Source organism: Pseudomonas sp. SbOxS1, from assembly GCF_013416725.1.
GTDB lineage: Bacteria > Pseudomonadota > Gammaproteobacteria > Pseudomonadales > Pseudomonadaceae > Aquipseudomonas.
Genome location: NZ_JAAVXC010000020.1, coordinates 18,632 through 31,374, shown reverse-complemented (window position 1 = coordinate 31,374; position 12,743 = coordinate 18,632). Strand labels below are relative to the sequence as shown.

General features: G+C 64.1%; 10 protein-coding genes. All 10 read left to right on the top strand.

Annotated elements, in window-relative coordinates:
• Window positions 1-127: 127 nt before the first annotated feature.
• The 10 genes from HFK74_RS18495 to HFK74_RS18450 all read left to right on the top strand — a co-directional run bounded on the left by HFK74_RS18495 (window position 128) and on the right by HFK74_RS18450 (window position 12,728).
• On the top strand, window positions 128-1,282 hold the full coding sequence (locus HFK74_RS18495; protein ID WP_180204703.1) for a CaiB/BaiF CoA-transferase family protein: 1,155 nt from the start codon (window positions 128-130) through the stop codon (window positions 1,280-1,282).
• Between the two features lie 35 nt (window positions 1,283-1,317).
• The gene (locus HFK74_RS18490) at window positions 1,318-2,121 is read left to right on the top strand and encodes an enoyl-CoA hydratase/isomerase family protein (RefSeq protein ID WP_180204702.1); all 804 of its coding nucleotides are present in this window, start codon (window positions 1,318-1,320) and stop codon (window positions 2,119-2,121) included.
• A gap of 15 nt (window positions 2,122-2,136) precedes the next feature.
• Entirely contained in the window at window positions 2,137-3,738 is a 1,602-nt protein-coding gene (locus HFK74_RS18485) for a long-chain fatty acid--CoA ligase (RefSeq protein ID WP_257230358.1), read from the top strand.
• 253 nt (window positions 3,739-3,991) lie between these two features.
• On the top strand, window positions 3,992-5,131 hold the full coding sequence (locus HFK74_RS18480; protein WP_180204700.1) for an acyl-CoA dehydrogenase family protein: 1,140 nt from the start codon (window positions 3,992-3,994) through the stop codon (window positions 5,129-5,131).
• A 23-nt stretch (window positions 5,132-5,154) separates the two neighbouring features.
• Window positions 5,155-6,363, top strand: a complete 1,209-nt coding sequence (locus HFK74_RS18475; protein WP_180204699.1) for a lipid-transfer protein — start codon at window positions 5,155-5,157, stop codon at window positions 6,361-6,363.
• Window positions 6,360-7,517, top strand: coding sequence for an acyl-CoA dehydrogenase family protein (locus tag HFK74_RS18470; RefSeq protein ID WP_180204698.1), 1,158 nt, complete (start codon window positions 6,360-6,362; stop codon window positions 7,515-7,517). Before HFK74_RS18475 ends, HFK74_RS18470 begins: the two co-directional genes overlap by 4 nt.
• A gap of 24 nt (window positions 7,518-7,541) precedes the next feature.
• Window positions 7,542-8,537: an acyl-CoA dehydrogenase family protein gene (locus tag HFK74_RS18465; protein WP_180204697.1), complete on the top strand. Its 996-nt coding sequence runs from the start codon at window positions 7,542-7,544 to the stop codon at window positions 8,535-8,537.
• Between the two features lie 8 nt (window positions 8,538-8,545).
• Window positions 8,546-9,334, top strand: coding sequence for a crotonase/enoyl-CoA hydratase family protein (locus HFK74_RS18460; RefSeq protein WP_180204696.1), 789 nt, complete (start codon window positions 8,546-8,548; stop codon window positions 9,332-9,334).
• 167 nt (window positions 9,335-9,501) lie between these two features.
• Window positions 9,502-11,334, top strand: coding sequence for a DUF1302 domain-containing protein (locus HFK74_RS18455; RefSeq protein WP_180204695.1), 1,833 nt, complete (start codon window positions 9,502-9,504; stop codon window positions 11,332-11,334).
• Window positions 11,335-11,360: 26 nt separating this feature from the next.
• Window positions 11,361-12,728, top strand: coding sequence for a DUF1329 domain-containing protein (locus tag HFK74_RS18450; RefSeq protein ID WP_180204694.1), 1,368 nt, complete (start codon window positions 11,361-11,363; stop codon window positions 12,726-12,728).
• The last annotated feature ends 15 nt before the right edge of the window (window positions 12,729-12,743 follow it).

Genomic DNA, 12,743 nt, shown 5'->3' with positions numbered 1-12,743 from the left:
GGCATGACCCTGTCTTTGGCGGCCACCACCCGATGCGGGTGGTGGTCGCGATTGAACCGATTGATCTACTGCAAGGCACAAGAATCGGGGTGCTGCGGCGCTCCGTCAGAACAATGGAGCGTTGGCGATGGGTGTACTAAGCGGCATTCGGGTGGTGGAGTTTGAAGCAATCGGGCCGGCGCCGTTTGGCACCATGCTATTGGCGGACATGGGCGCCGATGTGGTGCGCATCGACCGCCCGGTGAAGGCCAGTGACCTGGGGCCCAGGTTTGAAGGCAAGCGGGCCGACATCACCGGGCGCAATCGTCGTTCGGTGACCCTGGATCTGAAACGCCCCGAAAGTATCGCCGCCGCACTGGCGCTGATCGAACGGGCCGATGTGCTGGTCGAAGGTTTCCGCCCCGGGACCATGGAGCGCCTGGGCCTTGGTCCGGATGTGGCGCTCAAGCTCAATCCGGGGCTGGTGTATGCGCGCATGACCGGTTGGGGCCAGACCGGGCCGATGGCTGATCGCGCCGGGCATGACCTGAACTACATCGCCTTGTCCGGCGTGCTGTCCACCATAGGCCCGGCCGCTGGTCGGCCGGTTCCACCGCTGAACCTGGTGGGCGACTACGGCGGTGGCGGCATGTTGCTGGCGATGGGCGTACTGGCGGCGCTGGTCAACGTGCAGCGCGGCGGCGCCGGGCAGGTGGTCGATGCGGCCATGACAGAAGGCGCGGCGCAGTTGGGGTCGGTGATCTGGGGGCTATTGGCTGGCGGTCACTGGAAAGAACAGCGCGGCAGCAACCTGCTCGACGGCGGTGCGCCCTGGTACGACACCTATGAGACCCTCGACGGCCTGCACATGTCGATCGGTCCGATCGAATCGCGCTTCTACGCCCGGATGCTGGAGATCCTCGGTCTGGCGGGCGCAGGCCTTCCTGACCAGCACGACCGCTCAGGTTGGCCGCGGTTACGTGAGGCGTTCACCACGGCCTTTCTCAGCCGTACCCGAGAGCAGTGGGCGCAAGCGTTCGCCGGCAGCGATGCCTGCGTGGTGCCAGTGCTCGGTCTGGCCGAGGCCGCCGAGCATCCCCACAGCCGTGCCCGCGGCAGCTTCATTGAGGTCGACGGCGTGATCCAGCCGGTCCCGGCACCGCGTTTTCTCGGCACGCCTTCCGCGCAGCCGCGAATGGCACCGCAACGCGGCGAGCAGGGCCTTGATGCGCTGCGTGACTGGGGTTTCGACAGCGTCGCCATCGAGCGCCTGCATTCACTGGGCCTGGGCTTCAAGGCCTGACTTCCCTCCCATAACAACAACCCAGAGGTTAGCCCATGGCCATTCAGTTCAAGATCATCGATCACGTGGCAGTCATCACGCTCGATGCGCAACAGGCGAACAATGCGCTGACCATCAGCGACCTCATGCACCTGCGCAAGACGCTGGTGGCTTGCCAGGATGACGAGCAGGTGCGGGTCATCGTGCTCACCGGTGCCGCTGACCGAGGCTTTTGCTGCGGTGCGATTGCGCGCGAATCGTCTCCCATGCTGCCCGGGTTTGTAGCCAGTGCCCTCAAGAGCCGCGAGACCGAAGCCGAGGAGGGCGGTTACGCCCGTCTGTTCGACCTCAGCGACCTGGACATCTGGAAGCCGATCATCGCCGCCATCAACGGCGCCTGCCTGGCCGGTGGCCTTGAGCTGGCGTTGCAATGTGACCTGCGCATCGCGACCGACAGTGCCTCGTTCGGCTTGCCCGAAGTCCGCGATGCGACGATTCCCGCGGCGGGCGGCGTGCAATATCTGCTGCGCGCGGTGCCCGCTACCCACGCCATGAAAATGGCCCTGACCGGTGAGCCGATCGACGCCCGGGAAGCCTTGCGCATCGGCCTGGTCATCGAGCTCCTGCCACAGGAGCGGTTGCTCTGCGCAGCCCTGGACCTGGCCGAACGCATCGCCGTCAACGGGCCGCTGGCGGTGCAGTCGATCAAGCAACTGGCGGTCCGGACCGCCCACCTGACGCCCCGGGATTTTGCGATTCAAGCGCACCTGCACTGGGGGGTGCTGCGCGACAGCGAGGATCACCTCGAAGGGCGCATGGCCCTGTCCGAGAAACGCGCGCCCAGCTACCGCGGGGCGTGACGCACCGCCCAGCCACTGTATGCGGCCTTACCTGACAACAATAATTCACAGGAAACCACCATGTATCTGACCCAAGGACTGCACCGTGTCTTGCAGCAGCGCCCCCATGCGCTGGCGACAGTTTTCCATGACCGGCGTCACACCTATGCACAGTTGGCTGACCGTGTAGCCCGTCTCGCTGGCGCCTTGCAGCGACTAGGCATGCAGACCGGCGACCGCGTGGGGCTGCTCGGTTTGAACTCCGATCGTTTTCTCGAGTATTACCTGGCCACCTGGTGGGGCGGTGGCGTGGTCAACCCGGTCAATATCCGCTGGAGCGTGGCGGAAATCGTCTACTCCCTGGACGATTGCGACACGCGCATCCTGATGATCGACGACACCTTCCTGCCCATGGCCGAGGCGATCGCCAGCACGGCCAGGGTGCGACCGCTGTTGATCCATGTCGGTGACGGTCCGGCCCCCGAAGGCATGCTCTCCTACGAACGGCTGATCCATGACGCCGAGCCTGTCGACGACGCCTTCCGGGGTGGCGACGACCTGGCCAGCATCCTGTACACCGGCGGCACCACCGGCCGGCCGAAAGGCGTGATGCAATCGCACATGAACCTGTGGACGGCGGCGGTGGCCCGCGCGGCCGATGTGCCGGTACCGGCGGATGCGCTGACCCTGCACATCGCACCCATGTTTCACCTCGCGGCGCTGTCGCGGGTGATCCTGATCTCGCTTCTGGGGTTACCGAACATCTTTGTCCCGGCCTTCGATGCGCTGGCGGTGATGCAAACCATCGAGCGTGAGCGGATCACCGACATCCTGATCGTGCCGACCATGCTGCAGGCGTTGATCATGCACCCGCAGTTTGCCAGGCACGATCTTGGCTGCCTGCGCAGCCTGACCTATGGCGCCTCGCCGATTGCCGTGCCGTTGCTGGAACTGGCCCTTAAAGCCTTGCCGAACGTCGAGTTCACCCAGGGCTACGGCATGACCGAAGCCGCGCCGCCGATCAGCGCCAACGGCCCGGAAAACCACAGCGCCGAGGGCATCGCCAATGGTCTCCTGCGTTCGGCCGGGCGCCCTGGGCTGGGCGTCACGGTGCGCATCGTCGACGAACATGACAACGAGGTTCCGCGCGGTACGGTCGGCGAAGTCCTGGTCCGTGGCCCGAACATCATGCTCGGCTACTGGAACAAGCCCGAAGAAACCGCCCAGGCCCTGCGTGGCGGCTGGATGCACACCGGCGACGGCGCCTACATGGACGATGACGGCTATCTCTACATCGTCGACCGCTTCAAGGACATGATCGTCAGCGGTGGCGAGAACGTTTATTCCGGGGAGGTCGAAAGCGCGATTGCCAGTCACCCGGCCGTTGCCGCCTGTGCGGTCATCGGCATTCCCTGTGCCCAGTGGGGCGAGGCGGTGCACGCCGTGGTCGTGCTCAAGCCGGACAACGAAGTCGCCGGCGCGCAGATCATCGAACACTGCCGGCGCCAGATCGCCGGGTACAAGACCCCCAAGTCGGTGGAGTTCCGCACGGCCTTGCCCTTGTCGGGTGCGGGCAAGGTGCTCAAGCGTGACCTGCGCGAACCGTTCTGGGCCGACAGGGACCGAGGCGTGAGCTGACACCGCAATAGCCCTGTAGGAGCGAGCCTGCTCGCGATGGTCGTGAACGATTACGCGTGCTTACCGGTTAACGCGGCGCTCTCGAGTCCATCGCGAGCAGGCTCGCTCCTACAGGGTTTTGCGTGCTTCCCGCACAGGTTTTTTCTTCAGCCATTCGCTACCCGATCCGGGTGGCGAGAATCCCCACCCCGCTCAATACATTGGACTCACGAACCAGGCGCAAGCCTTGCCTGGCCATCCACTGGAGAGTCCGATGCACATCAACCGTACCGTCTACCGCGAAGACCACGAAATGCTGCGTGAAACCGCGCGGCGTTTTTTCGAACGTGAATGCCTGCCCAAGCAGGCGCAGTGGGACGAGGCCGGGCAGGTCGACCGCGAGACCTGGCTCAAGGCTGGACGCCATAACCTGCTGTGCCTCACCGTGCCGACCGAATACGGCGGCGGTGGCGGCGATTTCGGACACTCGGCGGTGTTGATCGAAGAACTGTACCGCGCCGGGGTTTCAGGCTGGAGCCTGGGCGTGCACTCCGACATCGTCGCGCCGTACATCGTGCGCCTGGGCACTGAAGAGCAGAAGCACAAATGGCTGCCGAAAATCTGCTCCGGCGAAACCGTCCTGGCCGTCGCGATGACCGAGCCGGGCACCGGTTCCGACCTCAAGGCGATCCGCACCAGCGCCGTGCGTGAGGGTGACGAGTGGGTGATCAACGGCAGCAAGACCTTCATCAGCAATGGCCTGACCTGCGACATGGTGGTGGTCGTCTGCAAGACCGACCCCAGTGCCGGCGCCAAGGGCTGCAGCCTGATCATGGTCGAGTGCGACCGTGAAGGTTTCCGTCGCGGGCGCAAGCTGGACAAGGTCGGCCAGCACGCCGCCGACACCGCCGAGCTGTTCTTCGATGACGTGCGCGTGCCGGTGGGCAACCTGCTGGGCGAAGAGAACAAAGGCTTCATGCACCTGATGGAAGAGCTGCCCCAGGAGCGCCTGGTGATCGCGTTGTACAGCGCCGCCAAGCTCGAACGCCTGCTGGAACAGACCGTCGAGTACGTGAAGGACCGCAAGGCCTTCAACCAGACGGTGTGGGACTTCCAGAACAGCAAATTCAAGCTCGCCGACATCAAGGCCCAGGCCACCGCCGTGCGCCTGACCATCGATCACTACATCGGCGAACACATGCGTCGTCGCCTCACGGTGCAGGAGTCGGCCATCGCCAAGCTCCTGGCCACCGAAACCCTATGGAAGTGCATCGACGACATGGTCCAGCTGCATGGCGGCTACGGCTACATGATGGAGTACCCGATCGCCCGGGCCTTCGTCGACATGCGCGTGACGCGGATTTTCGGCGGCACCAGTGAAGTGTTGCGCGAGCTGATCGCGCGCCAGTTGTGACCTCTTATCTTTCAGGTGATTCCATGAGCGAAAAAGTACTGGTGGCCGGCGTCGGCATGATCCCGTTCCGCAAGCCCAGCGAGAGCCCGACCTACGTGCAGATGGGCGCCGAAGCGGTGCGCCGCGCCCTGGCCGATGCGGGGATTGACTACAGCCTGGTCCAGGAGGCTTACGCCGGTTACGTCTACGGCGATTCCACCAGTGGCCAGACCGTGCTGTATGAAGTCGGCATGACCGGGATCCCGGTGGTCAACGTCAACAACAACTGCTCCACCGGCTCCACCGCGTTGTACCTGGCGCGCAAGGCCATCGAATCCGGTTCCGCCGACTGCGTGCTGGCGGTGGGCTTTGAGCAGATGCAGGCCGGCGCCCTGAAATCCCATTGGGACGACCGCCCGCCGACCCGCGAGCGTTTCCTGCCGATCCTGCGCGGCCTCACTGCCGATATGGATGGCATGCCTCAGGCCATCCGTACCTTTGGTGGTGCCGGGCGCGAGTACATGCACAAATACGGCACCAGAATGGAAACCTTCGCCGCTGTCCGCGCCAAGGCCAGCCGTCATGCAGCCAACAACCCGCTCGCGTTGTTTCGCAAGGTGCTCAGCGTCGAAGACGTGATGAACGACCCGGTGATCCTGCCAGGCGTCATGACCCGCCTGATGGCTTGCCCGCCGACCTGTGGAGGCGCTGCAGCGATCCTGGTGTCCGAGCGTTTCGCCAAAAAGCATGGCCTGCGCCGCGACGTGCAGATCGTCGCCCAGGCGATGACCACCGACACCCCGCAATCCTTCAACTTCGACAAGCCGTCGCTACTCGATTGGGTCGGCACGCACATGACCCACGCCGCCGTGGGCCAGGTCTATGAGAAGGCGGGTGTCGGCCCGCAGGACATCGATGTCTGCGAATTGCACGACTGTTTCGCCCAGAACGAAGTGATCTGCTATGAGTCGCTGGGTTTTTGCCCCGAGGGCGGCGCGGAAAAGTTCGTCATGGACGGCGACAACACCTACGGCGGGCAAGTCGTGATCAATCCGTCCGGTGGTCTGTTGTCCAAGGGGCACCCACTGGGCGCCACCGGCCTGGCGCAATGTTATGAACTGACCCAGCAACTGCGCGGCAATGCCGATCAGCGTCAGGTCGACGGTGCACGCCTGGCCATGGCGCACAACCTCGGCCTGGGTGGCGCTTGCGTGGTGACGTTGTACGGCAGAGTCAACGGAGGTGCCCAGTGAGCAGCCTGCTCGACGCCTTCCGTTTGACCGCACTGCCGGCACACGCCGAGGCCTTTCGTTCCGACGTAAAGAGCTTTCTCGCCGAACACCTGCCGCAGGGGGCGGCCGATGTGCGCGCCCGCAGCTGGACCGGTTTCGATGCGGGGTTCAGTCGCAAACTCGCGCAACGTGGCTGGGTCGGCCTGACCTTGCCTGCCGCCTACGGTGGCGCCGGGCTCGATGCGTTCAGTCGCTTTGTGCTGGTGGAGGAGTTGCTGTCTGCCGGTGCGCCGGTGGCGGCGCACTGGATCGCCGACCGCCAGAGCGGGCCGCTGATCCTGAAATTCGGCAGCGATGCCCAGAAGGACTTCTACCTGCCGCGCATCTGCGCCGGTAAAGCGTTTTTCTGCATTGGCATGAGCGAACCGAACGCCGGCTCGGACCTGGCCAGCGTGCGCAGCCGTGCCATCCGTTGCCCTGAAGGGTGGCGCCTGAGCGGGCGCAAGATCTGGACCACCAATGCCCATCACGCCGACTACATGATCGCGTTGGTGCGCACCAGTGGCGCTCCGGAAGACCGTCACAACGGGCTCTCGCAATTCATCATCGACCTTAGGCAGCCCGGTATCAGCGTGCGTCCCATCGTCGATCTGGCCGGTGATGCGCATTTTTCCGAAGTGGCCTTCGACGATGTATTGCTAGGCGAGGATGCGCTGGTGGGCGAGGAGGGCAGCGGCTGGAAACAGGTCAATGCCGAGCTTGCCTTCGAGCGCAGCGGGCCGGAGCGTTTCTACTCCAGCGTGGTCTTGCTCGACCTGTGGGCCAATACCTTGCGCCGCAACGGCGCCTGCGCTGCGCAGACGTCGTTGCTCGGCAGCTTCCTCACCCAACTCACCTGCCTGCGCAACCTTTCGCTGGCACTGACGGCATTGCTTGCGCGCGGCGCAAGCCCGGTGGTGGAAGCGGCGCTGGTCAAGGACATCGGCACCGAGTTCGAACAGGCGATCCCGGCGCAAATTGCCGCGTCGATCAGCGCCCATCCGGATGCACCGGTCGACGAGGAGCTGTACCGCACCGTCGCGTACCTGAACCAGGTCGCTCCGACCTTCTCGTTGCGCGGCGGCACTCGGGAAATCCTGCGCGGCATGATCGCCCGCGGCCTCGGCCTGCGCTGATGCACCTCGAATAGGAACCCCATCATGTTCACTGAAGCCATTGAAAAAATTCTCACGGACTTGTGCACGCCGGCGTTGGTCCGCGCGGTAGAAAGCGGTGGCGACGCCGCTCGGGTGTGGCGGGCGCTGGAGGACGGCGGCTTCCTGGAGTTGCTGACTCCGGAAGAGGCCGATGGCGCGGGGCTGTCGCTCGCGGCACTGTTCCCGATCTGCCTCGCGTTCGGCCGCCATGCGCTGCCGGTTCCGGCCGCCCAAAGCATCGCTGCCCGGGCCTTGTTGCGTGACTGTCCACACGTGCCGCCGGCCGGCATGTTGACCCTGGCCGGTACGGCTTATCGACAAGCCGATGGCGTGTTCTGCGCACCACGCGTGGCATTCGGGCTGCTGGCTGACGTTGCCCTGGTCAACCTGGATGGCGATATGTTGCTGCTCGATTGCAGCGTCGCGCGTCGCCAGCCTGTCGGTGTAAACGCCAGCCAGTGCGCCACCTTGTACTGGCCCGCGCAAGCCGTGGGGGCCGCCGTTGGCAAAAACGGCGAAGCAGTTCGCCGGTTCAGCGCCGCGATCCACGCAGCGTCCATGGCCGGGGCCATGGAACGGGTGCTCGACATGACCCTCGAGTACTGCAACGACCGGGTCCAGTTCGGCAAGGCCATCGGCAAGTTCCAGGCCGTCCAGCATCAACTCAGCGTGATGGCGGAGCAGGTCGCCGCCTCGCGCATCGCCGCGCAACTGGCGTTTGCCGGCGACGCTCAAGTGCCGCAGCTGATTGCGGCGGCCATCGCCAAGGCGCGTACCAGCATGGCGGTGCCCCAGGTGACTGCCACCGCCCATGCGCTGTTCGGTGCCATCGGCGTGACTGAAGAACTCGACCTGCAATTGTTCACTCGACGCCTGCACGAATGGCGCATCAGCGAAGGCTCGGAACACTACTGGAACGGCATCGTCGGCCAGGTGTTCCTGGCGCTGCCGGATGCCTGCGCCAGTGAGTTCGCGCGCGCCTCATCCCACATCGCTTGAGGACTCCCATGAGCCAGTTTCTGAAGTACGAACAGGACGGTCACGTCGTCACCCTGACCATGAACGACCCCGAGCGGCGCAACCCGCTGACCGGCAATAGCGCGGTGCCCGAGTTCCTCGAAGCCATCGAGCGAATCGAATGCGACAGCAGTGTGCGCGCGGTGATCATCACCGGTGCCGGCAGCGCGTTTTGCTCCGGCGGCAACGTCCGCGACATGGACCGCTATGCCCGGATGTCGGGCATGCAATTGCGCCAGGAATACCGTACCGGCATCCAGCGCTTGCCCCTGGCGCTGTTCAATCTGGAAGTACCGGTGATCGCTGCGGTCAATGGCGCGGCCATCGGTGCCGGTCTCGACCTGGCGTGCATGTGCGACATCCGCGTGGCGTCGCAGCAGGCGAAGTTTGCCGAGAGTTTCGTCAAGTTGGGGATTATTCCCGGCGACGGTGGTGCCTGGTTGTTGCCGCGGATCATCGGTTTGTCCCGCGCCAGCGAGCTGACCCTGACCGGGCAAATGATCGACGCGCACCAGGCGCAACAATGGAACCTGGTGTCGCGGGTCGTGCCGGCCGAACAACTGCTGGACACGGCGCGCGACCTTGCAGCATCGATTGCCGCCAACCCGCCCCATGCCGTGCGCCTGGCCAAGCGCCTGTTGCGCGAAGCCCTGCACACGCGACTCGACACGCTGCTGGAAATGTCCGCGACCTTCCAGGTGTTGTCGCACCAGACCGCGGATCACCGCGAAGCCGTGGCGGCCTTCATCGACAAGCGAGTACCGAGCTTTACCGGGTGAGGTGTCACCGAGCGTAACGCCCGGCGAGCCGTGCTCAAACCGGGTTGTTACGCCAGGCAAATCCTCACCGATTTCACCGTTTCAAATCACCCGTTCGGGTGTCAGTACCCCACGAGAGCCTCGCTAGCATGGGCTCTCCAACACTTATCCTTAACCGGAGAAACCGCATGACAAAAACAACAATGCGCGGAGTCTTCCAGCCAAGTCTGCTGGCCGTCGCCGTGATGCTTGCCACCTGTGCGAGCAATCAGGCAAACGCTGTTGATTTCAACATCGGGGAGATTCAGGGCAGCTTCGATTCATCGTTGTCGGTCGGCGCCAGCTGGTCTACCAGCGATCCGGACAAGCAGTTCATTTCCAACTTCAACTCCCAGGGCGTGACTGGTGGCGAGTCGTCCTCGCGGACCACCGACGACAACCGGCTGAACTTCAAGAAAGGTGAAACCTTCTCGAAAATCTTCAAGGGTGTGCATGACCTGGAGCTGAAGTACGGCGACAGCGGTGCCTTCGTGCGCGGCAAGTACTGGTATGACTTCGAGCTGATGGACGAAAGCCGTCCGTTCTACGACATCGACGACGCGGGGCGTGACCGGGCGGCCAAGTCGTCGGGGGCGATGTTCCTCGACAGTTTCGTCTACCACAACTACACGATCGGCGACCAGGTGGGCAACGTACGCCTGGGCAAGCAAGTGGTGAGCTGGGGCGAGAGTACGTTCATCGGCAACTCGATCAACAGCATCAACCCGGTCGACGTCGCCGCGCTGCGCCGTCCGGGTGCGGAAGTGAAGGAAGGCCTGATTCCGGTCAACCTGCTCTACGTATCCCAAGGCCTGGCCGACAACATCACCGCCGAAGCGTTTTACCAGCTGGAGTGGGACAAGTCGGTGGTCGACAACTGCGGCACCTTCTTCGGCAGCGACGGCGTACCCCAGGGTTGCAACGACCGGCTGGTGGTCGCCGGTCTCGACCTGCCACCGGGTGCCGCGCGCAATACTGGTGGCCTGGCCGCCATCGCCGCCGGGACTGACGATGCGTTCATTCCGCGCCTCAAGGACAACGATGCCAGCGACAGCGGCCAGTATGGCGTCGCCCTGCGCTGGTACGTGCCGGAAGCGAACGACACCGAGTTCGGTGCCTACGCGATGAACTACCACAGCCGCAGCCCGTACCTGAGCATCAACCAGATGACCAGTGCGGCAGGGGGTGTGACCTCGGCGCGCAGCGTGCGGTATTTCATCGACTATCCGGAAGATATCCGCCTGTATGGCCTGAGCTTCCAGACCAACGTTGCCGGCGTGTCACTGGGCGGCGAGGTCAGCTACCGGCCGAACATGCCATTGCAACTGAACACCGCTGACCTGCTGTCTGCCGCGACGTTCGGCGCCACCTCGCCGTTGATCACCACCGGTTTCGCCGGTCGCAACCTGGGGGCCGAGGTCAACGGCTACAAGCGCATGCCGGTGACCCAGGCGCAAATGACCGCGACCCAGTTCTTCGATCAGGTGCTGGGGGCCAGTCGCCTGACCGTGGTCGGCGAGGTGGGCTACAACCACATCAATGGCCTGGGCAAGGCCGACGGTAGCGACCTGCGCTTTGGTCGCAGCCCGGCGTTCGGTTCCGGTGAACTGCAGGGCGCCGCGGGCGCGGCCACGTGCCGAGGCACCGCCGTGGGCACGCCGACCGCCAGCAACCCGGCGCAGGAATGCAATGACGATGGCTTCTACACCAGCAACAGCTGGGGCTATCGCCTGCGCGGCAAGCTCGATTACCCGAACGTGATCGCCGGCATCAACCTGTCGCCGAACCTGGCCTGGTCCCATGACGTGGAAGGCTACGGCCCGAACTTCGATGAAGGGTCCAAGGCGGTCAGCGTCGGGGTGGATGCCGATTACCTGAACACCTACAACGCCAGCCTCAGTTACACCAATTACTTCGGTGGCGATTTCAACACCAACGTTGACCGTGACTACGTTGCGCTCAGCTTCGGCGTGAATTTCTGATGCAACCCTGCCAGAGGAAACTGAACATGAACGCACGTTTTATTCTTCGCGCCAGCGCACTGAGCCTGTCGTTGCTGGCCAGTGGTGTGATGGCCGCCGTTTCGCCGCAGGAGGCTGCCCAGCTGGGCACCACTCTGACCCCGTTGGGCGCTCAGAAAGAAGGCAATGCCAACGGCAGCATTCCGGCCTGGAGCGGTGGCCTGAAGCCCGGCGCGGCGGCCCTCGACAACGGCTTTCTCGGTGATCCGTTTGTCGGCGAAAAGCCGCAACTGGTGATCACCGCGGCCAACGCCGAGCAGTACAAGGACAAGCTGACCCCGGGCCAGCTGGCGATGTTCAAGCGCTACCCGGACAGCTACAAGATCCCCGTGTACAAGACCCAGCGCAGCGCCGCGGCGCCGCAGAACATCTACGACCTGGCGAAAAAGAGCGCGGTGACCACCGAGTTGACCCCCGACGGCAATGGCCTGCTGAATTTCAACCAAACCCGCTACTACCCGTTCCCGATTCCAAAGAGCGGCGTCGAGGTCTACTGGAACCACACCAACCGCTATCGCGGCGGCAACATGGAGCGCCAGGCGGCGCAGGCGGCACCGCAAGCCAACGGTTCCTATTCCATCGTCGAGTACGACGACAAGCTGGCGTTCCCGCAATTGATGGAAGGCGTATCGGGGGGCGAGGGCGACAACGTCCTGTACTACTACAAGCAGGAAATCACCGCGCCGTCGCGCATGGCCGGCAGTGTGATCCTGATCCACGAGACGATCGACCAGGTCAAGGAACCGCGCCTGGCGTGGGTCTACAACGCCGGCCAGCGCCGGGTGCGGCGCGCCCCGCAGGTGGCGTACGACGGCCCGGGCAGCGGCTCCGACGGCATGCGCACCGCCGATAACACCGACATGATGAACGGCGCGCCGGATCGTTATGACTGGAAGCTGGTGGGCAAGAAGGAACTGTACATCCCGTACAACAACTATCGCCTGCAGTCGCCGAAAGTGAAGTACGACGACATCATCAAGCCAGGGCACATCAACCAGGACCTGACCCGCTACGAGTTGCACCGTGTCTGGCATGTCGAGGCCACGCTCAAGCCAGGCCAACGTCATGTCTACGCCAAACGTGACATGTACTTCGACGAGGACACCTGGCAACTGGCCGAAGTCGATCACTATGACGGTCGTGGCCAGCTGTGGCGGGTGGCGGAAGGGTATGCGATCAACGATTACGAGCGCGGCGCACCCAACTTCGCCATGCTCGGGATCTATGACCTGATCGCCGGTCGCTACAACGTGCTGGCGATGACCAACCAGGCCAAGCATGCCACGACCTATGGCATGACCGCTAAGATGACCGACTTCACCCCGTCAGCCTTGCGTAACGCCGGTATCCGCTGAGGGCTCGCCCTGGCT